26 protein-coding genes are annotated in these 25917 nt (G+C 56.7%); 6 read left to right on the top strand and 20 right to left on the bottom strand.

All coding sequences use genetic code 11. The features are described 5' to 3' along the window. Positions 1 to 16: 16 nt before the first annotated feature. From V8L71_RS11495 to V8L71_RS11475, 5 genes are all read right to left on the bottom strand, one after another. Positions 17 to 1657 (bottom strand): BCCT family transporter, encoded by a 1641-nt coding sequence (locus tag V8L71_RS11495; RefSeq protein ID WP_101146080.1) that lies wholly within the window; start codon positions 1655 to 1657, stop codon positions 17 to 19. 104 nt (positions 1658 to 1761) lie between these two features. Continuing rightward, positions 1762 to 2802 (bottom strand): YcjF family protein, encoded by a 1041-nt coding sequence (locus V8L71_RS11490; protein ID WP_101146081.1) that lies wholly within the window; start codon positions 2800 to 2802, stop codon positions 1762 to 1764. After that, positions 2799 to 4202: a YcjX family GTP-binding protein gene (locus tag V8L71_RS11485; RefSeq protein ID WP_101146082.1), complete on the bottom strand. Its 1404-nt coding sequence runs from the start codon at positions 4200 to 4202 to the stop codon at positions 2799 to 2801. Before V8L71_RS11485 ends, V8L71_RS11490 begins: the two co-directional genes overlap by 4 nt. Before the next feature lie 77 nt (positions 4203 to 4279). After that, positions 4280 to 4471: a hypothetical protein gene (locus V8L71_RS11480; RefSeq protein ID WP_008958538.1), complete on the bottom strand. Its 192-nt coding sequence runs from the start codon at positions 4469 to 4471 to the stop codon at positions 4280 to 4282. A 61-nt stretch (positions 4472 to 4532) separates the two neighbouring features. Further along, on the bottom strand, positions 4533 to 5402 hold the full coding sequence (locus tag V8L71_RS11475) for a D-hexose-6-phosphate mutarotase (RefSeq protein ID WP_336274187.1): 870 nt from the start codon (positions 5400 to 5402) through the stop codon (positions 4533 to 4535). A 176-nt stretch (positions 5403 to 5578) separates the two neighbouring features. Between V8L71_RS11475 and V8L71_RS11470 the strand changes: the two genes are divergently transcribed. From V8L71_RS11470 to V8L71_RS11455, 4 genes are all read left to right on the top strand, one after another. Continuing rightward, on the top strand, positions 5579 to 5821 hold the full coding sequence (locus V8L71_RS11470; RefSeq protein ID WP_101146084.1) for a GlsB/YeaQ/YmgE family stress response membrane protein: 243 nt from the start codon (positions 5579 to 5581) through the stop codon (positions 5819 to 5821). Between the two features lie 177 nt (positions 5822 to 5998). Next, on the top strand, positions 5999 to 8464 hold the full coding sequence (locus tag V8L71_RS11465) for a DUF1266 domain-containing protein (protein WP_336274186.1): 2466 nt from the start codon (positions 5999 to 6001) through the stop codon (positions 8462 to 8464). 200 nt (positions 8465 to 8664) lie between these two features. Further along, positions 8665 to 9189: a C40 family peptidase gene (locus V8L71_RS11460; protein WP_336274185.1), complete on the top strand. Its 525-nt coding sequence runs from the start codon at positions 8665 to 8667 to the stop codon at positions 9187 to 9189. A 34-nt stretch (positions 9190 to 9223) separates the two neighbouring features. Then, positions 9224 to 10414, top strand: coding sequence for an MFS transporter (locus V8L71_RS11455; protein WP_336274184.1), 1191 nt, complete (start codon positions 9224 to 9226; stop codon positions 10412 to 10414). A 9-nt stretch (positions 10415 to 10423) separates the two neighbouring features. Here the strand turns inward: V8L71_RS11455 and V8L71_RS11450 are convergent, their stop codons facing one another. From V8L71_RS11450 to V8L71_RS11430, 5 genes are read right to left on the bottom strand one after another with little or no spacing between them, the layout of a single operon-like run. Next, a complete protein-coding gene (locus V8L71_RS11450; RefSeq protein WP_336274183.1) occupies positions 10424 to 11038 on the bottom strand; it encodes an ABC transporter ATP-binding protein in 615 nt (204 codons plus the stop codon). Beyond that, the gene (locus tag V8L71_RS11445) at positions 11031 to 11864 is read right to left on the bottom strand and encodes an ATP-binding cassette domain-containing protein (protein ID WP_336274182.1); all 834 of its coding nucleotides are present in this window, start codon (positions 11862 to 11864) and stop codon (positions 11031 to 11033) included. Before V8L71_RS11445 ends, V8L71_RS11450 begins: the two co-directional genes overlap by 8 nt. A gap of 34 nt (positions 11865 to 11898) precedes the next feature. Continuing rightward, positions 11899 to 12735, bottom strand: a complete 837-nt coding sequence (locus tag V8L71_RS11440; RefSeq protein ID WP_336274181.1) for an ABC transporter permease — start codon at positions 12733 to 12735, stop codon at positions 11899 to 11901. Beyond that, positions 12732 to 13712, bottom strand: coding sequence for an ABC transporter permease (locus tag V8L71_RS11435; RefSeq protein WP_336274180.1), 981 nt, complete (start codon positions 13710 to 13712; stop codon positions 12732 to 12734). The genes V8L71_RS11440 and V8L71_RS11435 overlap by 4 nt, the downstream gene beginning before the upstream one ends. Further along, positions 13703 to 15292, bottom strand: a complete 1590-nt coding sequence (locus tag V8L71_RS11430; RefSeq protein WP_336274179.1) for an ABC transporter substrate-binding protein — start codon at positions 15290 to 15292, stop codon at positions 13703 to 13705. The genes V8L71_RS11435 and V8L71_RS11430 overlap by 10 nt, the downstream gene beginning before the upstream one ends. Positions 15293 to 15393: 101 nt before the next feature. On the opposite strand from V8L71_RS11430, the gene nikR reads away from it, so the two are divergent. Further along, positions 15394 to 15795 carry a nickel-responsive transcriptional regulator NikR gene (gene nikR / locus V8L71_RS11425; protein ID WP_336274178.1) on the top strand — a complete coding sequence of 134 codons (402 nt, stop codon included), beginning with the start codon at positions 15394 to 15396 and terminating at the stop codon, positions 15793 to 15795. Between the two features lie 69 nt (positions 15796 to 15864). Here the strand turns inward: nikR and V8L71_RS11420 are convergent, their stop codons facing one another. Continuing rightward, a complete protein-coding gene (locus V8L71_RS11420; protein ID WP_071695751.1) occupies positions 15865 to 16347 on the bottom strand; it encodes an FKBP-type peptidyl-prolyl cis-trans isomerase in 483 nt (160 codons plus the stop codon). Between the two features lie 175 nt (positions 16348 to 16522). Between V8L71_RS11420 and V8L71_RS11415 the strand changes: the two genes are divergently transcribed. Further along, positions 16523 to 16804, top strand: coding sequence for a hypothetical protein (locus V8L71_RS11415; protein WP_176302688.1), 282 nt, complete (start codon positions 16523 to 16525; stop codon positions 16802 to 16804). A 102-nt stretch (positions 16805 to 16906) separates the two neighbouring features. Here V8L71_RS11415 and V8L71_RS11410 read toward each other — a convergent pair whose 3' ends face one another. The 9 genes from V8L71_RS11410 to V8L71_RS11370 all read right to left on the bottom strand — a co-directional run bounded on the left by V8L71_RS11410 (position 16907) and on the right by V8L71_RS11370 (position 25827). Beyond that, positions 16907 to 17377, bottom strand: coding sequence for an outer membrane lipoprotein (locus V8L71_RS11410; RefSeq protein WP_176302689.1), 471 nt, complete (start codon positions 17375 to 17377; stop codon positions 16907 to 16909). A gap of 304 nt (positions 17378 to 17681) precedes the next feature. Next, positions 17682 to 19280 carry an isocitrate lyase gene (locus V8L71_RS11405; protein ID WP_101146095.1) on the bottom strand — a complete coding sequence of 533 codons (1599 nt, stop codon included), beginning with the start codon at positions 19278 to 19280 and terminating at the stop codon, positions 17682 to 17684. 421 nt (positions 19281 to 19701) lie between these two features. Further along, entirely contained in the window at positions 19702 to 20127 is a 426-nt protein-coding gene (locus V8L71_RS11400; protein ID WP_101146096.1) for a GNAT family N-acetyltransferase, read from the bottom strand. After that, a complete protein-coding gene (locus V8L71_RS11395) occupies positions 20127 to 21317 on the bottom strand; it encodes a cupin domain-containing protein (RefSeq protein ID WP_101146097.1) in 1191 nt (396 codons plus the stop codon). Before V8L71_RS11395 ends, V8L71_RS11400 begins: the two co-directional genes overlap by 1 nt. Before the next feature lie 77 nt (positions 21318 to 21394). Further along, positions 21395 to 22780, bottom strand: coding sequence for an adenylosuccinate lyase (gene purB / locus V8L71_RS11390; protein WP_101146098.1), 1386 nt, complete (start codon positions 22778 to 22780; stop codon positions 21395 to 21397). 81 nt (positions 22781 to 22861) lie between these two features. Beyond that, the gene (hflD, locus tag V8L71_RS11385) at positions 22862 to 23503 is read right to left on the bottom strand and encodes a high frequency lysogenization protein HflD (RefSeq protein ID WP_008958438.1); all 642 of its coding nucleotides are present in this window, start codon (positions 23501 to 23503) and stop codon (positions 22862 to 22864) included. Continuing rightward, positions 23500 to 24666 (bottom strand): tRNA 2-thiouridine(34) synthase MnmA, encoded by a 1167-nt coding sequence (gene mnmA, locus V8L71_RS11380; protein WP_431313178.1) that lies wholly within the window; start codon positions 24664 to 24666, stop codon positions 23500 to 23502. The genes hflD and mnmA overlap by 4 nt, the downstream gene beginning before the upstream one ends. A gap of 88 nt (positions 24667 to 24754) precedes the next feature. Beyond that, positions 24755 to 25195 carry an NUDIX domain-containing protein gene (locus tag V8L71_RS11375; protein WP_101146100.1) on the bottom strand — a complete coding sequence of 147 codons (441 nt, stop codon included), beginning with the start codon at positions 25193 to 25195 and terminating at the stop codon, positions 24755 to 24757. Continuing rightward, complete coding sequence (locus V8L71_RS11370; protein WP_101146101.1) at positions 25192 to 25827, bottom strand: pseudouridine synthase; 636 nt, start codon at positions 25825 to 25827, stop codon at positions 25192 to 25194. The genes V8L71_RS11375 and V8L71_RS11370 overlap by 4 nt, the downstream gene beginning before the upstream one ends. Between the last annotated feature and the right edge of the window lie 90 nt (positions 25828 to 25917).

Here is a 25917-nt window from a genome sequence, read left to right as displayed (position 1 = left end):
GTTTTAGCTGCAGTTATCACTTTCGGATAAGCCGCAACTCGCCATTGAGCGCCTTGATGATCGAGTAGCACAATAGCAACATCACAATCGAGAACGGAATAGCGGTGGCGGTGACCCCTGCCTGAAGCGCGGTCAGACCACCACCGATAAGCAGCACAATCGCGATGAGGCCTTCGATGACTGCCCAGAACATACGCTGTGGCCGCGGAGCGTCGATTTTACCACCGGCGGTGATGGTATCGATAACCAGGGAGCCGGAATCCGAGGAGGTGACAAAGAAGATCAGCGCCAGGACGATACCCAGGGTCGACATTAGGCCCGTCAACGGTAGCTCGTTCAGCATGCCGAACAGCGAAAGCTCGGGTCTGTAGTTGTCGATGACATACTCTTTCACCAGGCTGCCCGCCGGGTCAGCGTAGAGCTGTTCAAGGGCGGTCGAGCCAAAGACGCCCATCCAGATAAAGATAAACATACTGGGAACGAGCAAAACGCAGAGGATAAACTCACGCACCGTGCGCCCCCGGGAAACACGAGCAATAAACATCCCCACGAAAGGTGCCCAGCTAATCCACCACGCCCAGTAGAAAATCGTCCAGGACTGGCGGTAGGCATCGTCTTCACGACCGAAGGGCGCGGAGAGGGGAATAAAGTCCGTCACATAGGTAGTAAGCCCCGACCAGAAGCCGCTTAGTGCCAAAAGCGTGGGGCCAGCGAAGAGCACGAAAAAGAAGAACAGAACGGCCAGGATCATGTTGATCTCGGAGAGCTTCTTCAAACCACCCTCAAGGCCGCGCCAAACCGACACCAGCGCCACCGCCGTTACCAGAATGATGACGATGACCTGGGTTAAGGTGCTGACTTCCAGACCGAAGACAAAGTTCATCCCCGCATTGGCCTGCTGGGCGCCGAGCCCGAGGGACGTTGCCAGCCCGAAGAGGGTGGAAAACACCGCCAGGATATCGATCACATGGCCCCACCAGCCCCAGACACGCTCACCGAGGATAGGAAAGAACGCCGAGCGAATCGAGAACGGTAGGCCCTTGTTATAGGTAAACAGGCCAAGCGCTAGCGCCATGACGATATACACCGCCCAGCCATGGATACCCCAGTGGAGATAGGTGCCGGCAAGCCCTAAGGCACTGGCGTCAGCAATCGCCGCTGGGTTTAGCTCACCATCAGCACCAAACGGGGACTCGACGCCCAAGGGCAGCGAGACATTGGCGTGGTAAACCGGCTCGAGTACGCCGAAGAACAGCAGGCCGATGCCGATGCCTGCGGTGAACAGCATGGCGAACCAGGAGAGGTAGCTGTGATCTGGTCGGGCATCGGCCCCGCCCAGCCTGACGGAGCCATAAGGCAGAACAACCAGTGCTAAGCAGAACAGAATGAAGAAATCGACCAGGATCATGAAATACCAGTCCAGCGTTCCCGTAGAGAAGGCGACAATGGACTGGAAGACGCTTTCCGCACGCTCTGGAAACAGCAGGGTGAGGACGATGAAAATGGCCGAAGCAATCGCGGATACCACAAACACGCGGTTGTGGATGTCGAAACCGATGGGGCCAAGCTGCCCCTTTATATTATCCTGCCCGACGACATAGTCGGTTTGCATGTCGCTCGCTTCTGAAGGCGACTCAGGATTGTTGGGATTGTTCATGAACTACGTCTCCTCATTGGAGGATGCTATGTTAAACATCCATCATGAGGATAAATAGCGTTGATTCCCATTTTGTGGCCAAAAACATGGGTGTTGTGGTTACTTCATTGGCTGCTCTGCGGAACCGTTTCTTTATCCAGCCGTTTGATCTGCCGCCAAAGGTCTTGGCGAAGGTCGGCGATCTTGGGTTGCTCATCGGGGGTGAAAGGCACAGGGCGGCAGAGGCGCTGGGCACGCAATCCCAGCCTTGCGCTTAGAAGCCCGGTGGCCAGGCCCTGACCGGCGCGAGCGGAAAGGCGGCTGGCTAAATCCAGCGAGAGCATATCCATGCTGGCGTCGGTGGCCAGTTCGCTAGCCCCAGCAAAGGCCATGTTGTGCAGCACGTTACGAAATAGCCGCAGGCGGCTGGCGTAGCCCAGCTCAAGGCCATACAGGCGGCAGAGCCTGTCTACCATCGCCAAACTCCGCCAGGCCACCAGCGCCATATCCACCAGCGTTAGCGGGCTGATGGCCACCATAATCGCGGTTTCCCCGGACATTCGGGTAATCAGGCGCTGGGCTTCACGGTCGCGTGGTGCCAGCAGGTGGTAGCGCAGCAGCGTTTGGATCTCTTCCCCGCTATGGTGCGGCTGACTGGCGCGTTGAAACGCCAGCCAATGCGGATCGTCATCGGCAAGTTTAAGCTGACGTCTCAACTGCTCGGCCATGGCCCGCGCCTGTTTGGGTGAGCGCAGCGGCAGCTCGGCTAAATCAACGCGCAGTTTGTCGTGGCGCTTAAGGCGCCGTAAACGGCCCAGCTCTTTGAGCAGAGACATCGCGCCTAATCCAATCAAGCTGATGCCGAACAGTTGCCAAGCGATGGCGAGCCACTGGGATTGAGCCAGGGCGTCGGGGATACCGGTAACCAGCTCTGCAGTACCTAGCCCGGCACCACCCACTAGAGCGAATAGCAGTCCCCAGCGGCGTTTGCGCGGCGCACCTAAACTGGCTGCAGGTAAGGCTTTATCTTCTGGAAGGGGCGCCAAGGGATGGTGCTCGCTGGTGCCAGCAAAGGCTTCACGCTGGCGCAAACTCGAAGCCGCTTCGGCAGCCTCTTCTGGCATGTCATCCAGCGTAAAGTGACGCCGTGGCTGTGGGGTGGTCATGTCAGTTTGTCTCCAATCAGCCAGTCAATGGCGGCGTCCATGCGAATATGATCCAGCGCTTCCGAGGTGTTTTGCATCGGGCGAAAGCCGGGAAAGTCGAAGCCCTGCTGCTGCCAAAAATCGGCAGTGGGAAGCCGGGCGGGCACATCGCCGGGGTAAACCAGTACGTCCTCCCCCTCCAGGGTCGTGCCGCGTAGAGCTGGTGAGCGCTTACCTTCGTGGGTGACTTCGCGGGCCTCGGTGGCGCGAATGGAGGCCAGAGAAAACGCTTTGACCGGGACATTGGCAAAGCGCAGGTCTTTCAATGGTTCCGCCAGCAAGGCCTCTAGCAGCTGTACCACATGGCCGTGTTGGTCGGGAGTGACATGGTCGGCCTTGGTGGCCGCAATCGCCAGCCGGTCAATTTTAGGCGCGAACAGGCGCGTGAGCAGGCTGCGCTTGCCGTAGTCGAAGCTGTGCATTAACTGGCGCAGGGCGCGGGAAAGATCTTCAAACCGTTCAGGCCCGGCATTGAGCGCGCCAAGCACATCCACCAGTACGATCTGGCGGTCAAAGCGGCGGAAGTGATCGCGATAAAAGGGTTTCACCACCTGCTGCTGGTAGTAGCGAAAGCGCGCCGCCAGGGTAGCGTAAAGGCTGTTGGCGGGCAGTGCTTCCAGCGCTTCTCTGGAGGTATTGAGTTGAGTTGAATTAAGCTGCGGTAGCGGGAAAAACTGCAGTACAGGCGCCCCTTGCAGCTCACCCGGCAGCAAAAAACGCCCTGGCTGCAGGTCGGAGAAACCGGCCTTTTTGGCACGGCGCAGGCCCTGGGCGTACTCTTCGGCCAGAGCGGCAAGCTGAGCCTCATCCGCCTCGCTTGCCGGGTCGAGCTGTTCGACCGCTGCCAGCCACTCACTGAAAAGGCCTCGGCGCTGTTCGCCTGCGTATAGCGCCTGAGCCTGGCTCCAGCTGTAAAAGTCATGCTGCAACAGCGGTAAATCGAGCAACCACTCGCCGGGGTAGTCGAATAGATCCAGGGTAAGGTGGGCAATTTCAGGGGTTAGCCAGCCGCTGCGGGCAGGGCGGTAACGCAGTTGCAAGCGCAGTTCACTGATCCCGCGTGTGGGCTCCGGCCAGCGGGGCGGTGTATCGCGTAGGGCAGCCATGCCCGGGTCGTAAGGAAAGCGTGGGACGCCCAAATCGGGCTGGTTGAGCCGCTGGGCACCCAGCAGGCGGCCTTCACGGGCAGCGGGCAGTAAATCGAGACGCGCTTCTACGCCGGCATGGCGCAGTTGATTGACCAGCGAGGTCAAAAAAGCGGTTTTGCCTGCTTGCGAGAGGCCCGTTACCGCTAAGCGCAACTGGCGATCCCGGCCTCGCTCTAACAAATTGCTCAGTTCGCGACTTAACGGCTGACGCATCCTTTCGATCCCTTTATGGCTCTTGCCAACTTAACGCTATCCCGGCTCTCTTTAAAACAAGCCGGACTGCATGACCATTACTGGCGAAACATTAATAGTAGCTGTGAAAGCATCGGTAGGGTGGCAATCAAAAAGCCGACCCCCGCCAGCGTGTAGCCCGGCCAGCGGCGAGTCATTTTTTGCGCCAAGGTAAGACCCACTAAACACACCACCATGCCGATTAAATTAAAGGCTAGCGTAGCGGCCTCAAGCCATTGCTGCGGATCCATCGGATCTCCCTAGCTCAAATGAAAGTGAGCGCATGATAGCAAAATATTGATGAACCGAAGGTTAACCGCGGCTTAGGGTAGTACCTAATAAGTGTTGCGCACCGGGTACCAACCAAACCGGGTCTAGGCGCGTATTGGCAGCTTCAACGCAGATAAAATGGCGTGCCGCGTCAGCGGGTGTATCGCCAGGAAGGTCGTTGTTGGGGTGCCACACCACGGTGGAGTCGCTGGACTGCTTGCCGATGCGCAGGCTGCGCTCGCCATCGTTGAGCAGCACGGCTTCATTGGTATGGTAAATGCGGTCAATGGCACCTTGAACGGCCAGCGTACCTTGCTGTTCACTTTCGGCAAAGTCGCGCAGTTTGTCGAGATAGCGGGCGCCGGAAAGACCTTCCAGGCGGCACTGATGAATATCGGCAACGGCGAGGTAGGTGTGCAGTGCGCCGCTGGTTTTAACGGGCGTCTCGCCGATGTTTTCGCTGATCAACTCAACGTTAAGCCGCTGTGCATTGGCTTGCACCACCAAACGTGCCGTGAGCTGAGTATGCAGGCGCTGCTCGGGAGAGAGATGGACTTCAATGCCTTCGGCATGCTCATCGACAGCATCCAGACGCCAGGCCGCGTGACGGGCGAGGCCATGAAACGGGCCGTCGCGATTGGGGCTCTCATCGGCATAGCGCTCGTCAGCAAACCACGGCCAGCAGAGCGGAATACCGCCGCGGATAGCCCCTGGCAGCGCTTGTGGGGTCGGTGTCAGCCATAGCCAATCGGTGTCGCCCTGTGGGCAGAAATGCAGCACCTGAGCACCCTGTAGGCTAATCGCTAACTCTCCCCAAGGCATGTTGAAAAGCACTACGTCGCGGCCTTCCCATTTGGCCGTTTGCTGACCATCTGTGCTTTTAAGCAGTTGTTTGAGCGAGTCGGGGATCATGAATTTTCCTTTAAGAGTTGCCAAGCATCTACACCGATAGACGCCGAACAGTAACGCTGTGTGCTATGGTAGAACAAGCACGACTGATAGGTAAAACGCGTACTAACATACGTAACTAATGTACGTAGCTAAAACCCGTAAATGAAATCCCGTAAATGAAATAGTAAGGAGACTATATGGGCTTTATTGCATGGTTAATCATTGGTGGCCTGGCTGGTTGGATTGCCGGCAACATCATGCGCGGTGGCGGTTTCGGCATCCTGGGTAATATTGGTGTGGGCATCGTTGGTGCGCTTGTGGGTGGTTTCTTGTTCAGCCTTTTAGGCCTCTCTTCCGGTGGTTTTATCGGTTCGCTGGTCACTGCAACGGTAGGGGCCGTGGTGCTCTTGTGGGTGATTAGTAAGGTCAAAAAAGCGTAGCTGTTTAGCTGTGACCCGTTTGACGACCGCCCGGCCTTGTGCCGGGCGGTGTCGTTTATACAGATGCTATCGGTGTTCGGGCCACTTTCCGTTACACTAGGCGGCTTTATTCCGGCGCTTTGCTGGTAGCGACCCTGTGTTAGTTGGTGGTGATACTATGCTTTTTCGAGGTGCCTCTTGATCGACGCGTTAAATGCCTGGTGGGCCCAACAGCTTGTGCTGTGTGATTGGGCGTTTACTCCTCATCCGCTGGCGGTCGATGCAGGTGCTGCTGAGCAGCGTTTGCTGCAACTGGGAATTACCGATCGGGGGGAGCTGGCCGAGCAACTGTTCCACGGCCTGGGTGCCCCTGCAGGTCGTGCCGATCGGCTATTGGGCGCGCTCGAGTGGGCTGCGCTTGCTGGCGCGGCGGGCTGGTTAGAAGCAGATCAGTCACGCGCCTGGGCGCACCATTTAACGCGGCGTATTACCCGCGATTACAGCGATCTGCGCGCATGGCTCGCCGATCTGCGTCGCGCCCTGGGCGTAAGAGGTTGGGAAGGTGGCGCTGATGACCGCTTTATCGATGCCTGCCAGGCGCTGGCCAATCTCGAAACCGATGGCGAAGGTGTTACTTGGGAAACACTTGAACATGCCCTGACGAAACTGCCTGCCCCTTCTTCTCTATGGCCGCAACAGCCAGCGGCTCAGAGCTGGCGACTATGCGCGCTGTTTCGGCCGATCATCGTCTACCCTGCAAGCCAAACCGACTGGCCCGACGCCGCTGAGTGGCTGGCCCACGTGTGGGATGTCCATGACCGCGATGCGCTGCTGGGGGTAATGTTGTGGCTAGGCGCCCAAGGCGAGCGCCAGCGCTGGGATATAGAAGCCCGCGAACTATTGAGTATGGACGGCGCTCAGCGTATGGAGTGGCAGCGCAGCGTGGTGGAGGAGTCGCCCTATGCGCCGGTGCTGAATAAATTTGTTAGCCAGGGTGAGCCGCTGGAGTGGGCTGCCTGGGATTGGCTACGGCTTGTCGAGCTTGCCTGGGCAGGCGCCTGCTGTGGTTGGCTCAGCCAAGAGGAAGCCGATGACTTGGCGGGACATGCCGCCGATTTGATCAGCCGCCGCTATCATGACTGGTACGCGGTTCTTAACGCTTACGGTCGGGGACAGAGTCTGTTTGATGGTATTGACCGCCGAGGGAAAACACCCAGCGAGCGGCATCAGCTACTGCTGCACAGCGCTTATAGCCCCTGGAAACGTCCGCCGGGGGAACTGTTGGATGAGCCCACGCGGAAGGCCTCTCAAGCGCGCATTCGCCAATGGCGTAATACGCCCCATCACTGGCTGCTGGCGCTGGCCAGCGTGCGTGAACCGGATGTGATGCTGCGCCAAATAGACCCGTCAGCCGCACTACCGGAAGAGCAGCGAGCCGATGCGGCGCTTTATTTGCAGGAGTCATTGGGTCTGCACGCCGACGAAGGTGCCCATGCATTGGCGCGCTACTGGTTACCCGCTCAGGCGCATCATCTTAATCAACTGGCAGCCGACGCGGTGCATGGCGTTTTGCCACCCTCACAAAGCTGGTTCGGCCAGCCGACTCCGGAAGAGCTTAAGCAGCGTAATGCCGTCAAGGGTGTGAGCCGTCACGCGGCGACTATCCATATGGCTGAGAAGTTCGCCTTCTATCTGCATATGTCCCTTGATAGCGGCTTATTGGATCGCGGGCCATTGATGGAGTATGCCAGTGCGCTGCGCAGCTGCCTGTGTCGATTTTACCCCAATGCCAAGCGCTTGTTAGACGCCTGGTTTGCGTGGGAGAGCTGCCTGCCTGAGCCCGAGCATGCATCGTTAATTAACGAAATTATTTGGCATATTGAAGACCCAGGCAGCCTGTTCCACTGGTTGGATTGGCGCCACGACGCCTGGCGTGAGCCGGGCAGTCGGCCCACCTTAAGCCACTTCACGGCCATGTCGCTGGTCGGGCCTTTAAACAGTGCCGTATGGAGTGAACCACAGCCCGAAAGCGCCCGTGAGTGCGCTGAAATTCGCGAGTGGGTAGAGAGCCATTACCACTTGAGCAGTGCTGGGGATATGCAGGAATTTTTGACCTACATGCTCGAGGCGGGGGATCGCCAGGAGTATCAGATTAACTACGCTCCTTACACCCTCAATACCGAACGTTTAAGCGCTGAAATCGCCATTCTTGAATCTGGCGACTGTGCTGAAGACGAGCGCCACCATCTGCTTCGTTTACGTCGGGTACGCGACAACGAAGATGGCTGTAATGACGTCGATATGGCGGCCTGGGATATTGCCCAACTGGTCGATCTGGCGATTGCCGCACGGCAGCTTGGTTGGCTAGATAGCGCTGCGTTTGCCACCTTATTGGATCGCGCTTATCAGCTTGCGGCGGATCACTACGCCGGGTGGCAAGAGTATGCCATGGGCATGTACGCTGGCTTCTCATTTTTTATGGGCGAAACCCCAGAGCGAGAGAGCTTTTTAGCCGGTTTTCGTCAGGCGTTGGTGGCCTGGGTATGCGGTGCGCCGGTGCTAGCTGGGCCGTGGGTGAGCCTGGATTTTCCCGGCAATAAACCGCGCCATTTTGCGCCGTTGCATATAGATACATTGCCTGGTGATCAGCGCACCTTACATTGAGGCTCGCCAAGCATAGGATAACTAGCTTATAGTCGTGCGAGGAAAAATGATTTTTGTCATACCATCCCTTTATTCTATGTGTCGAGGTTAATCGCATGGTTGCGTTGCCACGCCCCGCTGTGACCGCTGTACGTGTTGTAAGTGTTTGTTTTATAGTGACATTGGTGGCTGGTTGCGCAGGCTCGACACGACAGAGCAACATGCAGGCCCCAGAGAATTACTTTTCGATGACGCTACCGGGAATGGGCGCTAACCCGCAAATGTCACCGGTTGATCCCATCGATGCGCAATTGCGCAGTATGCAAGTCCCGCCGCCAACAGTGATTCGTGAGGCGCTGCTGGCCCAGCACCAGCGCTGGGCAGGAACGCCTTACCGGATTGGCGGCACGACAGAAAGAGGGATTGACTGTTCGGCGCTGGTTCGCAATGTTTACCGTGACACCTTTAATTTAGAGTTACCGCGCTCCACTAGGGGGCAAATACACGAGGGACGCCCGATCGACCGCCAAGAGCTGCAGGCGGGCGATCTGGTGTTCTTCAGCCCCCCAGGTCGATATAACCATGTCGGCATTTATGTCGGTAATGGCTATTTTCTGCATGCCTCGACCTCGAAAGGGGTGATTATTTCCAGCTTGGATAATAGTTACTGGCGACGTTACTACTGGCAGGCGCGTCGTGCCCTGGAGCCAACGCATTTGGCCCAGCTAAGCGGAAGTGTTTTCTAGCCGTCAGGCCTCTCACTTTTTAGTTAGGAACGGCATGATTGAAGCCAAAACGCGCGCCTGGTGGCGCGCCACCTTGGCGCTTTGCCTCGGCTCATTTCTTGTTTTTATTAATCTCTATGCACCGCAGCCGCTGTTGCCTGGGTTAAAGGAGACGTACGATGTCTCGACCCTGGGCGTCAGCCTGCTCATGTCCGTATCGACCCTCTCTCTCGCCTTGGCACTGCTGGTATTCGGTCCCCTTTCGGATGCCATCGGTCGCGAAGGTATCATGCGTATAACCTTGCTGCTGGCAGGGGGCTGCTCCATTGCTTTGGCCTTCGCGCCCACCTTTGAAAGCTTGTTACTGCTTCGACTGGTGCAGGGCTTTGTGCTGGGTGGACTGCCAGCAGTGGCGATCGCCTGGATGGGCGATGAGTTTGAGAAGCCAGCGCTATTAAGTGCAGTAGGGCTCTATATTGGCGCGAATTCGCTCGGCGGGATCAGTGGGCGTATTGTCGGTGGGGCCGCTGCCGAAATAGGAGGCCCCACTGCGGCATTTTTAGCGGTAGGTATCATGACGCTAATCGGCTGCATCGTCTTTTGGCGGTTGTTACCCAATAGTCGCGCCTTTACTCCCCAGCGCTTTGAGCTGCGTAAAGCGGCAAGCGATTTAGTCAGTCATCTGCGCAACCCGGTGCTGCTTGCCGCGTACTGCTTGGGTGGCATTAATTTCCTGATATTTATCAACCAATACAGTTACATCACCTTCCGGTTAGCGGCGGCCCCCTATCAACTGGCGGCCAGCGGTTTGGGGCTGATTTTCTTAACCTATCTAGGCGGCACTTTTGGGTCGATGATTTCCGGTCGATTGGCAGGACGTCTTTCGCCAGCGGCATGCATGATGATGGGGGTGGTGATTTTAATGCTGGGCACGGCAATCACCTTACCTGAGTCGCTAGTACTGATTATTGTCGGCTTGAGCATCAATGCCTTCGGCTTTTTCCTGGCGCACTCGTTGGCTTCCAGTTGGGTGGGGCGTTATGCTCAGGGCGCCCGGGGCAGCGCCTCGGCGCTCTATCTGGTGTTCTACTACGTGGGTGCCAGTTTGGGTGGCTTCTGGCTGGAGCCGTTCTGGCGCTGGGCCGGCTGGGCGGGGGTGAGCATTGGCTCGTGGTTACTGCTAAGCATTACGCTAATGATCGCCTTTGGCCTCTGGCGCTTTGAACGTCGCCAAGCGGTTAGCTAACTTTTTCAACTACCATGGCTTCAGTTGACTACCGCTTAAGTGCAAGCGCTGTGGGCAAAGCCGTTCCAGTAGTGCGTTGTCGTGACTAATCACCAGCACGCCAAGCTGGCGTTGTTCCGCTTCCTGTTTTAGCGCCTGCCACAGTTCAAGTTGAGTGATGGGGTCGAGCATCGTTGAGATTTCATCGGCGATTAGAAAGCGTACCTCTGGTGCAAGGGCGCGCAATACACATACCCGCTGTAGCTCTCCCCCTGATAACGATTGTGGAAAGCGAGATAGCCAGCTTGGCTGCACGCCAAACGCCTGGCACTGGGTTTCAGTAGGCGTCCACGCTTCGCGTAAAATCTTGCCGACTCGCCATCGGGGGTTTACCGCCAGCTCCGGCGATTGCGGCAGCCATTGAACGGGCTGTATACCGCTTTTCGGCAGAGCCTTACCATCTAAGCTTACCTCTCCTTCAAACGGAGCTAAGTAGCCTGCCAGTAGTTTGCCCAACGTCGATTTGCCTGCCCCCGAGTCACCGCTCAATCCTACCCACTGGCCCGCGTTCAGCCTGAGTGAAACGGAATCAAACAAAGGCGCATCAGGTGAGAAATGAAAGCTAAGCTGGCGCGCTTCAAGCAACGGTGGCCTCCTGTTCCGTCTGTTGTGTTTGGCATGCCGCGTGGCTCGAAAAGTCATTGTCGGGTAGTGCTAACCACAATGCCTGGGAATAAGCATTGGCAAGCGAAGCGCCGCTGCCTTTAAAGGCGTCGGCCGGGGCCGTTTCGACCTGCTGGCCGTCGCGCATAATGGTAACGAGATCAGCAATCGGCAGGGCGTGGCGCAGGTCGTGGGTAATTAATATTACTGTTTTTCCTCGGTCAGCCAGTCCGCGCAGCGCATCCAAAACACGCTGGCGCTGGAGAGGGTCAAGGCCCACGGTGGGCTCATCAGCAATCACCAGTTGGGCCTGGCTGACATGGGCCATCGCCGTCAATACACGGCGGGCCATCCCGCCGGAAAGCTCGTGGGCGTAGGCCTGCTGGGCGCGAGCATCTAGCTGGTAGTGGTCTAAGGCTTGTTGGGCGGAGTGTCGAGCGTGACGCGACAATTGTCCGGCGCGCTGGGCCGCCCAGGTCACTTGGCGCTGGGTGCGCACCAGTGGGTCGAGTGCGTTAAGCGACTGAGGAATAAGCGCCAGCTCCCGGCCGCGAAGCTGGCGCTGGCGAGCTTCGTCGAGCGGTGTTCCTTGGTAGGCAAGCTGGCCATTCAAACGCGCAGATGAGGGTAGTAGGCCCATAATCGCATAGGCCAACAGACTTTTTCCGGCGCCGGAGGCGCCCACCACTGCATGTACCTCCCCAGAGCAAAACGTTAGCGAAAATTCATTCAGGCAGGTGGCCCATTCACGCTTCCACCTGGAGGCATATAGCGGTAGCTGTAGCGACAGCCGATCAATCGTTAACACGGTAAACTTCCCATCAGTAATCTCCTTGAAAGCGCTAAAGGGCTCGGCGTAGATGAGTGGAAAGGCGCTCGAATCCCAGCACCATCAACAGCAGCCCCAGGCCCGGAAATACCCCCAGCCACCAGTAACCGCCGCTTAAATAGCGCATGGCATCGGCCAGCAGTACGCCAATAGCGGGCTGGCTGGGGCTCAAGCCAAAGCCCAAAAAGGTCAATGCCGCTTCGTGGAGAATGGCATGAGGGAACAGCAGTAGGGCGCCGACCAAACAGTGGGGAATCAGGTGGGGTAACAGGTGGCCGTGGAGCACAAACCAGCGTGATTTACCTAGCGCCTGGGAAATTCGCACATAGGGGGCCTGGCGCAATTGCCAAAGCTCCGCGCGCAGCACTCGGGCAAGGCTTGGCCAGTGGGTCACCGCCACGGCAATAATCACCGCCTGGGTGCCGCCGCCCAGCGCAAAGGCAATTAGTATTAATAAAATGAGATGCGGTACGCTAAGCAGCGTATCAATCAGCAAACTTACCAGTGTATCCAGCCGAGACGAAAGCGTGGCTAGGGCGGCCAAGCTCAGCGCAATCAGCGTACTCAGTAGAGCGGCCAGGCAGCCCACCCAAAAGCTAAGTGCCAGCCCCGCCAGCGTGCGCGCCCAGAGCTCCCGGCCCAACGCGTCAGTGCCGAGCCAGTGATCAACGCTGGGCGGCGCTAGTCGAGCATCAAACTGCATCTGCTGGGGCGAATCGCCCAGCAGCCACTGGCTAGCGATTAACCCCAACACCAGCAGGGTGGTAACGACCAGGCTGAGTGCGGCACGAAGTCGTGGCTGTGAATAGAGATTGGGTGGTGGATAGCTGGGTGGTTGGCCTGAGTTCATAGGCCACCTGACGTCATGCGCGGGTCGATAGCGCTATACAGGCTATCGGCGATCATATTACCGACACTAACAAATAGCGCGGTAAAGAGCGCAATACCCAGCAGTAGGGGAACGTCGCTACGCAAGCCCGCTGCTACGGTGGCTTGCCCTAAACCGGGGTAAGCAAAGACTTGCTCGATTAGAATCGAGCCGCCAAAGAGCTCCCCCAGCGAAGCAAATGCAAGCGTAATCGCCGGTAAGCTGGCGTGACGGACGCCGTGCCGCCAAGCGATATCAAACCGGCTAGCGCCCTGGGCGAAGGCGTGGGTCGCTACCTCAGAGCGCATTAACTCCAGCATGCGTGTGCGAGTATGCAGGGTAATATTGGCGATGCCCAGCAGTGCCAGCGTGATGGCCGGCAGCAGCAGATGATGCAATCGGGAGGCAAGGGTGACATCTTGATTCAAAACTCCAGTGGGGCCTGCGCAGCAGGGGGGTGTCCAACCCAGGGTCACCGAAAATAGCAGCACGGCGACTATTGCCAGCCAAAAAGCAGGCGTGGAGGCGGTAATATAGGCGTAGCTACTAATGAGGTTATCCAGCGTGGAGCCCTCTTTAGCGCCTGCCGCAACGCCGAGACTAAACCCCAGCAGCGCTGCGAGTAGCCATGCGCTGCCCAGCAGCATGATTGAGCGTTGAAATCGCTGGCCGATAACCTCGCTGACTGGCTGGTTATAAACATGACTCCAGCCTAAATCACCGCTTACCAACTGGCGCAACCAATGCCCAAATTGAACGGCGGGTGGCGCATCGAATCCCCAGCGTTCGGCAATCAGGGCACGCTGTTCCGGGCTTACCTGCGCCATCTGTGGCCCAAGGTAGGCATCCACGGGGTCGACGGGCGAGACCATCATCAGACCAAATGACACCAGGGCTACGCACAGCAGCACTAGCGTCAGGCGGCCAAGACGCCTTGCGATACGCGGGATTAATTGCATGCCCAGCGCCATTCAAGCAGATTAGCGGTGATGGGCCAGCCGTGGCCGTGGGGCGCAATGCCAAGCTCGCCAACGTCTAAACAGGTGTTGGCGAAGTAAGCGTGTTCAAGGTTAACCAGCCACGCCCAGCTGCTATCGCCGCGTACGCCATAGCCAGTGGTGCCATCCCATTGGGCAGCGCGCCAGTACTGGTTAGCTTCTTCAATACTCTTCGCAGCCTGGGCGGCATCTAAGTATGTATCCACTTCAGCGTTGGCGTAGAGGCCGCTGTTATAAAAACCGTTACCGGCATGCTGACTGTGGAAAAGGTAGTAGACCTCCTGGGGGCTGCGACTGCCAAAACCGAATAGGATGGCGTCCTGATGAAGCGCTTCACGCTGGATTTCATCCCAGTGGCGGCCTGTTGGCTGCATCTCGATGCCCAATGGTCGAACCATCTCGGCACTCACTTCCGCAAGCAGTTGACGGGTGGTATCGCTTGAGGGGTAGGTAAGCCGAAAGCGAGCGGGTAGGCCATCTTTATAGCGCAGGCCGTCGTCGCGCAGGTTCCAGCCTGCTGCGTCGAGAAGCTTCTCAGCGCGGGCAATATTAGGTGCTTCAACTCGCTCGTCTTCACTGCTCCAAGGGAGCCCATCGGCAGGGCCGTAAGCGGGGCGGCCGTAGCCATGCAACGCCACCTCTACCAATGTCTTTCTGTCCACGGCGAGGTTAATCGCCTGACGAATCGCAAGATCCGCGGTCACGTCGTTGCCAATCGGTGCGCCGGAAGCGGCGTGTTCGCCATTTGCAGGCTGCATGGGGAAAAGAATGCCGCGATTATCGACGCTCTCCATGGTGACCCGTTGCATATGCCCAGGCACATTGGCCGCCAACGCCGGTGGAATGGATGCGATATCGACTTGGCCTGCATGGGCCGCACTGAGCGTGGCGTCTTCATTGGTAAACAGAAATATCAGGCGATCGAAGGCGGGGGCAGGGCCGTAAAAATAGGGATTTCGTTCAACTATCAGCTGTTCGCCTTCCTGCCACTCCATCAGTTGATAGGGGCCAGAGCCTAAGGGATGTCGGCCGTATTGCTCGCTATAGCCGTTATCCCGCTCGGCGTGGGGCACAATGCCCAGCGTCATCAGTTGGTCTATAAAGGTAATTCGCGGGGCATGAAGGTGAAGGGCGACGGTCTGATCATCAACGGCATTGGCCTCTTCGAGCGCGCTTAAGTCTGCCCGCCCACCTGCTTCTGCCGCAGTATTAAAAGTGTAGGCCACATCTTCGGCAGTCAACGGTGTGCCGTCGGCAAAGCGGGCATCTTTACGTAGCGTTAGCGTCCAGGTGAGGCGATCTTCAGAGAGCGACCACTGAGTGGCAAGTTCTGGCTGCGGCGTAAGATGCTTGCCCCGCGAGAGTAGCGTCGACTGAAACAGCGGAGTACCGTACTGTCCCCAACCCAAAAGTGGATCGAAGCCCTGTTCGGGTTCGCCACCAATAGCCAGAATTAACTGCTCTTTTGCCTCGGCGGTGCTGATGGCAGCTAAACAACTTAGCGCAATACCCAGTAAGATAGGCCGAGTTGGTGGAGCCATCGCTTTATCCTTTACGCTATTTAGTATGATGTTTTTACAATAACATCATACTAACGGTGGCGGCAGCACATGGAAAGCAGGTCTTATAAGAGGAGGCGTGAATGCAGCGTGTAACGGTAACGCTTGATGAGGAACTGGTGGCAGAAGTAGATGCGTTGATGCACGAGCGCGGCTACCAAAACCGCTCAGAAGCGATTCGTGATTTAACCCGCAGTGGCTTAAAACAATTGAGAGAAGAGGCTGCACCGGATTCGCCCTGCATGGGCGCGCTGGTGTATGTTTACGACCATGCCGCTCGCGAGCTATCTAAGCGCTTGACCCGTCATTCCCATGACCATCATGAACTCACGCTTTCGACCCTGCACGTGCATATCAATCATGACAGTTGCCTGGAAGTAGCGCTGCTCAAAGGTCAGGGGCGTGTGCTTAAGCAGTTCGCCGCTGAAGTTACCTCGTCGCGAAGCGTGCGCCACGGCCAGCTAGTGCTGATACCCGATGAATAAGCAAATTTTTCGTTAGCCACAAAAAAGGTGACCCGCAGGTCACCTTTTTCTATCGGTAGCGGGAGCGTCTTAGTGCTCAACGCCGCCTTCGCCGTGCACGTGGCCATGCTCGACTTCTTCAGCACTGGCTTCACGTACTTCCGCGATCTCAACGTCAAAGTTGAGCTGCTGGCCTGCCAGCGGGTGGTTGCCATCAACAACGACCGTATCGCCTTCAACTTTCTTAACAGTAACCATCAGCGGGCCACCTTGAGTCTGGGCTTGGAACTGCATGCCCGGCTCAATGCTTTCAACGCCCTGGAACGCATCGCGCGGTACTTCCTGCATTAGCTGCTCTTGCAGTTCGCCATAACCTTCTTCAGGTGAAACGCTAACGTTCAGCTTTTCGCCAGCAGCACGGCCTTCCAGCTCTTTCTCAAGGCCCGGAATAATGTTACCGGCGCCATGGAGGTAGGTAAGCGGCTCACGGCCTTCAGAACTGTCTAGCACTTCACCTGCATCGTTAGTCAGGGTGTAGTGAAACGCGACAACCGAGTTTTGCGCAATTTGCATGGAATAACCTTTCGGTGAGTGCATGTTCCAACATGGTAACGCGTGTAGGCTGACTTGTCAGGGGGTAAGGGCGCTTTTTCCTACCCACCACTTTCGACGGTATTGCGCGCTAGGGTGACCAGGGATACCCTACGGCCATCACTTTTTTCTTTGCCCTATCATTTTGGAGCATGCAATGACGATCTTGATTATTTGGCTTGTCGCCTTTTGCCTGATTGCTTATTTTGTCAATGACCGCTGGAATAAGGGCGTTAGCCAAGGGTTGGATAAGATGTTGCCCAGTGTGCTGAAGAGCCATGGCAACAATCGCTACTTATGGGTGATTTCGCTGGCAGTACTGGGAGCCACCACTCTGATCCAGCCCGTAGAGATGCTGTTGGTGGTCATTCTGCTAGCCCTTATTGGTTGGGCCATCATGGCACTGGCTAATTGGGCAAGTAACAAGACCCATCATTAAGTTAACCGCCATAAAAAGTCAGTTGCCATAAAAAAGCCCGGCCATCTAATAAGATGGCCGGGCTTTTTTGATAACAAAATACTATTGATCGACAGCAATCAATTAGTAAGGTGCAACACTTATGCTAGCGCCGCTACCGATTAAGCGTACACGCTGACCAGCTTGGAACTGGCGGTCTGCACGCTGAACGACAACAATATCGGTACCGTCGTCACGACGAATTTCCATTTCAAGGGCGTCAACGCGGTTAGTCGCGTCTTCAGCTGCCGTACCCGCGACGGCACCGCCGAGTGCGCCTGCCACGGTTGCCAATTGACGGCCTGAACCACCGCCCACTTGGTTGCCCAGAAGGCCGCCGATAATGGCGCCACCACCGCTGCCTAAAAGGCCTCCAGCGCGGCTGTCGGCTTGAATCTGTACAGGGCGAACCGCCACGATAGTGCCGTAGGTAACGCTTTGGCCGGTTTTTGCTTGGTTGCCGCGATAAACATCACCCGAGTATCCCGAGGTGTTGGCACATCCAGCCAACGTGAGAATACTTAAAGCTACAGCCGGTAGAAGAAGACGTTTCATTAAAACCTCCAGAGTGTCAATTGAATTAACTGTCGCCTACACCGCCATCTTTAAACGGCAAAGTGAAGAGCAATCGTAGTTATAAAACGGTGTTCGTTAAAGGTAGCTGATGTAAACCGTTTTGACCAGCAATCGATGGAAAAGGTCAAAGCTGACAGCACAGTAGTCACGAAACATCATAACGGCGATCATAGCGGAAAGTGTAACAGCGTATTAAGAAAACAGTGTGCAAATACCCAGAATGAACCAAAACAGGAGGCCGTTAGGCCTCCTGTGCAGGGATCAAAAAGTAACGTGGTGATTATTACCCAAATTGATTCATGGTGTTGTCTTTGCCACCGGCTTTGAGCGCGGCATCACCGTGGAAGAATTCTTTATGATCATCACCGATATTGGAGCCTGCCATATCCTGGTGGCGAACCGTGGCGATGCCCTGACGAATTTCCTGGCGCTGTACGCCTTTCACGTAAGCCAGCATACCTTCATCGCCAAAGTAGCCTTTCGCCAGGTTGTCGGTGGAGAGGGCGGCCGTGTGGTAAGTCGGCAGCGTAATTAAGTGGTGGAAGATGCCTGCTTCGCGAGACGAGTCACGCTGGAAATTACGTGTCCACTCATCGGCCAGCTGACCCAGTTCGGTGTCGTCGTACTCGGCGCTCATTAACTTGTCACGCTGGTAGGCAGAAACATCCTTACCTTCTTCCTGCCACGCATCGAACACCTGCTGGCGGAAGTTCAGCGTCCAGTTGAACGACGGCGAGTTGTTGTAGACCAGTTTGGCATCCGGCACGACATCGCGAATCCGGTTTACCATGCTGGCGATCTGGCCCACGTGGGGCTTTTCGGTTTCGATCCAAAGCAGGTCGGCGCCGTTTTGCAGGCTGGTGATGCAGTCAAGAATGACGCGATCTTCGCCAGTGCCTGCCTTGAACTGGTAAAGGCCAGAGGCGAGGCGCTTGGGCTTAACCAGCTTACCGTTTTGCTTGATGACAACGTCGCCGTTATTGATGTCGGCGGCGTTTTCGATCACATCCCCGTCGAGGAAGCTGTTGTACTGATCGCCGAGATCGCCTGGCTCATTGGTGACGGCAATTTTTTGCGTCAAGCCTGCGCCGAGTGAGTCGGTACGTGCCACGATCACGCCATCTTCAATACCGAGTTCGAGGAAGGCGTAACGCACGGCGTTAATTTTAGCCAGGAAGTCTTCGTGGGGCACGGTGACTTTACCGTCCTGGTGACCGCACTGCTTCTCATCGGAAACCTGGTTTTCCAGCTGAATGCAGCAGGCGCCCGCTTGAATAAACTTCTTGGCGAGCAGGTAGGTGGCTTCTGCATTACCAAAGCCCGCGTCGATATCCGCAATGATCGGAACGATATGGGTTTCGTAGTTATCGATTTTGCTGATTAGTTCCTGTTCTTTGCCGCTGTCACCAGCCTCTTTGGCTTCATCCAGGGCGCGGAACAGGTGGTTAAGCTCCCACGCATCGGCTTGTTTCAGGAAGGTGTAGAGCTCTTCGATGAGATTCGCGACAGAGGTCTTTTCGTGCATTGACTGGTCGGGAAGCGGGCCAAACTCAGAGCGCAGCGCGGCAACCATCCAGCCGGAAAGGTAGAGGTAGCTACGCTTGGTGGTGCCAAAGTGCTTTTTGATCGAGATCAGCTTCTGCTGACCAATAAAGCCGTGCCAGCAACCCAACGACTGGGTGTACTTTGAGGTATCAGCGTCATAGGCAGCCATATCCTCGCGCATGATTTTGGCGGTGTATCGAGCGATGTCCAGGCCTGTGTGGAAGCGGTTTTGTGCACGCATACGGGCGGCGTATTCCGGTTTGATGGCGTCCCATTTGCCGCCTTGCGCTTCGCGTAACTGGGCCATTGCTTTGATATCGTCGAGCAGTCCTGTCATGAGCTTATCCTCTTCGGGCTGGATAGTGTTTCGCAAATCAGCTTTTGCTTATGCTGCACCTGCGAAGTTGTATTTAGCATTATTGAATTTCGTGATTGTGTCTCTAGGTCAATCGTCTCTCAGCCAATCGTCTCTCATGCAAACGTCTTGAAAGCTAGAAGCAGCAGCGCTAGAGACTTCAGCTACAGCGTTGAGCGCGGGCTTGATGGCTTGATCAAATCGGCTTAACGCTGCAATGCAATAACTATCCACGAGGATGGCTCACTCAACAATTGACACTTCGGGGCACAGGGGGTTGTAGCCCGACGACAACGGGGTAGAGGAAGGGAGGGTTTGTGTAGTCGTTTTTCGTCAAGATGGCGGCAAGAGCGCACAAAAAAGCACTGCCGAGGCAGTGCTAGAGATCAATCAAGAGAGCTTATTAATCAAGCGAAAGTGTCATTTCTCGATGGGGAATGCCCGCATCCAGAAATTCATCGCCATGAGCGACGAAGCCCAGCCGCTCATAAAACGCTAGAGCATGGACCTGAGCGCTGAGGACCACCTGGAGGTGGCCCGCATGACGTGCCGCCTCAATCGCAGCCTGCATCAGCAGTACGCCAATGCCGGTGCCGCGGGCATTAGCGAGTACCGCGACACGGCCAATGTGCGCATCGGGTAGCAAGCGTGCGGTGCCCACTGGCTGGCCGTCAAGCATAGCGAGAAAGTGCTGGCACGCGGGGTCCAGTCCATCCCACTCCTCTTCCTGAGGCACGTTCTGCTCATCGATAAACACCTTGCGGCGGATCTCGCTAGCTGCCGGGCCAAGTGTCTCCCAGTCACCAGTACTAATGTGGGTAATGGCCATTAATACGCCTCGTCGTCCTCACCCTCATCGCTCATAAAGCCCAAGCTGCCGGTGTTGACCAACTGGGTAATAAGCGCTGCGGCACCGTCAAGCTCAAGGTCTTCGGCGTAGAGTGGGGTGGTATCGGCTAGGCGTTTGGCTAATTCAGTTGAACAGGCGTGGCCGTCACCATCCACAAATAGCGTGGTACCGCTGGCATCGCGGCGCCAGGCAAAGCGTGAGCCGGGCATATGGTAGAGCGGCTCGCCCTCTTGTAGTTGAGCAACAAGCGCCGCTTCGGTTAGCGGCGTTTCAAGCGGCACTACTTGATCCACATACTTGGGCTGGGTCATTACCCGGCCAAACCACTGGGCAATCTGAGTGGGGTTGTCGAGCGTTGACATGATCAACTGGCGCATACGTTCAACGGCGGCGTCGTCCAGCTCACCGACCTGCTCGGCAGGCGCCATGCCCGCATCACTATAACGCTGTGAGGCAGGAAGCTGCTCGCCCAAATAATCCGCATAGGAGGTAATTGCCTCATCGGCGGAGGGCGCGCGGAAGCCAATCGAGATCGTCATGCAATCATCGCTTTGGCTCACACCGTGATGTGCCCAGCCAGGGGGTAGATAGAGCATGTCGCCGGGGTCAAGCACCCAATCCGAATCTGGTTCTACGGTGAATTCTTTCAAAATGCGAAGATCAATGCCTTGGATGATCGGCGCATCTTCCGTGAGCTTGCCGCCCAGCTGCCAGCGGCGGTGGCCGCTGGCTTGGAGTAAAAAGACATCGTATTGATCGATATGCGCGCCCACATTGCCGCCAGGAGGCGCGTAGCTGATCATCACGTCATCGAGCCGCCAGCGTGGCAGGAAGTCAAACTCGTCCATTAGCGCGGCGACCGCAGGCACGTAATGGTCAACGGCCTGCACGAGAAGGCTCCAGTTGTTCTCTGGCAGCCGTTCAAAGGTGGCTTCGTCAAAGGGGCCGTGGGAGACCTGCCAAGGCCCATCGGGGCCTTCTTCTTCTACCAGGCGTGCCTCTACGCCAGGCTCGCAGGCGAGTCCCGCCAGCTCATCGGCTTCAATCGGGCTAATGAAATCGGGCATTGCGCCACGAATCAGCAGCGGCTTTTGCTGCCAATAATTGGCCAGAAAGTCTGCGGCGGTAAGATCGCCCAGCAGTGTTAGCGGCTTATCGTGATGGTTCATGGCGTGTCCTGGTGTAGTGGTCGCAGCAACGTTGGTCACAGCAAGTTGGTCACAACAAATGGGTTACAGCAAATGGGTTACAGCGAGTTTAGCTGATGTGTCAGTGCTTCGGCTTGTGCCTGGGCATTACCAATATAGTTGGCCGGTGAAAGCGCCTTCAATTCGGTTTTGACGTCGCTGGGTAGTTCAAGGGTATCAATAAACGCCGCAAAGCCTGCTTGGTCAATACGTTTGCCACGGGTCAGCTGCTTGAGTTTTTCGTAGGGCTTCTCAATGCCGTAGCGGCGCATTACCGTTTGGATGGGCTCGGCAAGCACTTCCCAACTGTTATCCAGATCAGCGTCTAAACGCTCAGGGTTGGCTTCAAGCTTGCTGATGCCTTTTAGGCTGGCGTGGTAAGCAATCAGCCCATACGCCAAGCCTACGCCAAGGTTACGTAACACGGTGGAGTCAGTCAGGTCGCGCTGCCAGCGGGAGATCGGCAGCTTTTGCGCTAGGTGGCTAAGCACCGCATTGGCTAGGCCCAGGTTGCCCTCGGAGTTCTCAAAATCGATCGGGTTAACTTTATGCGGCATGGTGGATGAGCCAATTTCGCCCTCGACCGTGCGCTGCTTAAAGTAGCCCAGTGAGATGTAACCCCATACGTCGCGATCGAAGTCGATCAGGATCGTATTGAAGCGGCAAATGGCATCAAACAGTTCGGCGATATAGTCGTGGGGCTCAATCTGAGTGGTGTAGGGGTTGAACGTTAGCCCCAAACCTTCCACGAAGGTGCGCGCATTGGCTTCCCAGTCGATCTCTGGGTAAGTCGTCAGGTGGGCATTGTAGTTGCCCACGGCGCCATTGATTTTGCCAAGCACTTCCACCGCTTCAATTTGCTTAAGCTGGCGCTTAAGGCGGTAGGCGACGTTGGCCATCTCTTTGCCTAACGTGGTCGGGGTGGCGGTTTGACCATGAGTACGCGACAGCATTGGCTGGGCGGCATGGGCAATTGCCAGCTTGGCGATTTCGTCAGCCACTTCGTGCATGGTGGGCAGCATGGCTTTTAAGCCGTCGCTGAGCATCACACCGTAAGAGAGGTTGTTGATATCTTCGCTGGTGCAGGCAAAGTGAATGAACTCGGTGACTGCGTGGAGCTCGGCCTGACCGGCGATCTTCTCTTTCAGGAAGTACTCAACCGCTTTGACGTCGTGATTGGTGGTGCGCTCAATCTCTTTGATCCGCTCGGCATCGGCAATCGAAAACTCACGAATCAACTGCTCAAGAAACGCCGTCGCTTCAGCGGAGAGGGGCGGCACTTCAACGATTTTCGTGTGCTCGGCCAAGCGCTGCAACCAGCGAACTTCCACAATCACACGGGCGCGGATCAGGCCGAATTCGCTGAAGTGTTCGCGCAGGGCGGCGGCTTTAGAGGCGTAGCGGCCGTCAACGGGGGAGAGGGCGGTCAAAGCTGAGAGTTGCATGGCATGGTTTCCAGGAAGTTCGAAAAAAAATTAGTCGAGAGCAGATTAATCGAGAACAAGTCGGTCAAATAGATCGGCGGACTAGTTGAGGCTGTCCAGTGCACGGCGTAGCGCTTTGCGCTGAAACACGAGCTTCCAGCGCCGACCGCCTTGCTGGTGCCACAGTAGTCCAAAGCGAATGCCGGCCATTAAGCAGGCGCGAACGCGTTCAGGCATCATGCGGCTTTGCAGCAGGGATGGGTCGCCTTGCACCACAATGCGGGTTTTAAAGGTGGAGATCGTCTCTTGGTACGCCTCCCCTAGGCTGGCGACCACGTTTTCATGGGTGGGACCGAAGTGCTCGGCCTGACCCTGGATACGGGTAAGCTTTTGGCCCAGGGAGTCCATCATGCCGGTATTGGTGCGCAGCTTATTCATCAGCATGAGCAGTGAAAAACCGTAACGCAGTACCACCGGGTTCGCCTGCTTGCGACCTACCAGAGCTTCCAGCGTGTCCAGGCCGCGGCGCAAGTTGTTGGGGTGGCCGCCATAGATGGCTTCGAAGCTTGCCGGATTGGTATCCACGGTGGCTTCAATCAACGTTTCCCAGGCGCGCGGGTCTACCTGACCGGTGCGGGCGAGTTCGTCCACCAGACTGGCGGCTTGAAACACACCGGCCAGCGCCAGCGCTTGGCGAGCTGCGGGGGAATCAGGCGCGCGATGAATCGGCGTAGTGGGGTTCATGCAGCAGCCTCCGCGGCTTTCTTCCAGGTGGCACGAATAACGCCGCCGCCCAAGCAAATGTCGCCATCGTAAAGCACCAGCGACTGGCCAGGCGTGACCGCCCACTGCGGATCATCGAAGGTGACCTCTACGCCGCCGTCGGGCAGTACGCGTATTTCACAGCCGCAGTCACTTTGCCGGTAACGCGTTTTGGCGGTAAAGCGGCCCTGCTGAACCGGCGGCTCGCCTGCCACCCAGTCCATCGACTCGGTGGCCAAGGTGTCGGAGTAAAGCAGTTGATCGTGCTTACCCTGCACCGCGATCAGTACGTTGCGATCCAAGTCTTTCGCCGCCACGTACCAGGGCTCTTCTGAGTAGTTGGCAAGCCCACCAATGCCTAGCCCCTGGCGCTGGCCAAGGGTGTAGTACATCAGCCCCATATGTTTGCCGATGACATCGCCATCCGGCGTTTCAATGGTGCCAGGCTGGGCGGGTAGATACTGCTGAAGGAAGTCGCGAAAGCGCCGCTCGCCGATAAAGCAGATACCGGTAGAATCTTTTTTCTTGGCGGTAATCAGTCCATGCTCTTCTGCCAGCGCACGCACGGCGGGCTTTTCCAGTTCGCCCACGGGGAACAGGGTGCGGGCAATGGCGGCTTCCGGCACCGCATGCAGGAAATAGCTTTGGTCTTTATTACCGTCGAGCCCTTTCAATAGGCGCGGTCTGCCTTCACGAACGCCTTGGCGAACATAGTGGCCGGTAGCGATTTTGTCGGCCCCGAGCATTTCGGCGTACTCAAGAAACACCTTAAACTTGATTTCCCGGTTACACAGAATATCCGGGTTGGGCGTGCGGCCCGCTTTGTATTCGGCTAAAAAGTGCTCAAATACGTTATCCCAGTACTCGGCGGCAAAATTAGCGGTATGCAGCTTAATACCCAGCTTTTCGCAGACAGCCTCGGCGTCGGCGAGATCCTCTTTGGCCGTGCAGTATTCAGTGCCGTCGTCTTCATCCCAGTTCTTCATAAACAGGCCTTCTACCTCATAGCCTTGCTGCATGAGAAGAAGGGCAGAAACGGACGAGTCAACGCCGCCGGACATACCGACAATCACTTTTCCATTAACGGCTGTGGCGGATGACACAGTAGTGGATGAGCTTGGTGTAGTTGGGTCAGTGGATGACATGGGCATCCTCAGTTGAAGTAGGGTGCAAATATGCAATGCGCAATTGGGCGAGGATTATACACGATGGGGAGTGACTGCTTCGAGTGCTTCACTCGCGAATCACCGCCAGCGGGTAACACGGCCCGCTGAGTGCATCTTCAATACGTTTGAGTACCAGTGGGCTGCGAAGGCGTGACTGCTGTTCCAAGGCGCGTATTTGTTCCAGCGTTAGCCAATGGGTGGCGGTAATGTCAGGGTCCAGGGCGAGGTCGAGCTGATGCAGAGGCGCGGCAATAAAACCGTGGCTATGAAACGTTCGCCCGTCATCGGTATGAAAAATATATAGCCCAAGATAACCGGTAAGCGACACGCGCCAGGCGGTCTCTTCCTGTACCTCGCGCAGAATGGCTGTGATGGGCCCCTCACCGGGCTCGATATGTCCGGCGGGCTGGTTGAATACGCTATGCGGCCCGCCGCGCTGCTCTTCCACCATTAAGAAATGCTCGCCTCGCTGTATAACACAGGCCGCCGTGCTGTGAATAAGGCTCATGATGGCTTCCTGCGTTTAGCGGCGGGTCGCGCTCGCTGGTCTTGTTTCTGGGCTGTTCGCTTGTTTGCAGCTGTTTTCGCCGGTCGGGGCGCGTGTAGGGTCTCTTTACGCCACTCGCCTGGCGCTAATCCTTCCAATGTCCAGGGCCCAATGGAGGTGCGAATCAAGCGCAGCGTGGGAAAGCCTACGTGAGCAGTCATGCGGCGGACTTGGCGATTACGCCCTTCGCTAATGGTTAGCTCCAGCCAGCTAGTCGATGGGTGGCGCTTGGGGTCGATAGGTGATTGGCGCAAGGCGGTGGTGGGAGGTTCCATCCGGCGAGCTTTGGCTGGCTGGGTCGGCCCATCTTTAAGGGTAATGCCCTGACGCAGCGCCTTGAGGGCCGTGTCATCTATTTGCCCTTCGACCTGCGCCCAGTAGGTTTTGGGCTGTTTGTGGCGTGGATGAGAGATGCGATGAATCAACTCGCCGTCGTCGCTGAGCAGCAGCAGGCCTTCAGAGTCGTAGTCAAGCCGCCCAGCGGGGTAAATGTCTTTGACATCAATATATTGAGCCAGTGTTTGGCGTCCTTCGCGGTCGCTGAACTGGCTTAATACTTGAAACGGCTTATGCAATAAATAGAGGTGGCTCATGACATCTCGTTACTCTTTTTACTTCCTTTGCACACTCGGGACGGAACATGTCGACAATGCGCGCGGCGGGCAGCGCTGGTATACTCCGGC

Source organism: Vreelandella indica, from assembly GCF_037070225.1.
Lineage (GTDB): Bacteria > Pseudomonadota > Gammaproteobacteria > Pseudomonadales > Halomonadaceae > Vreelandella > Vreelandella arctica.
Note: the sequence above shows the minus strand (reverse complement) of the source record. Positions and strands in the feature narration are given on the sequence as shown.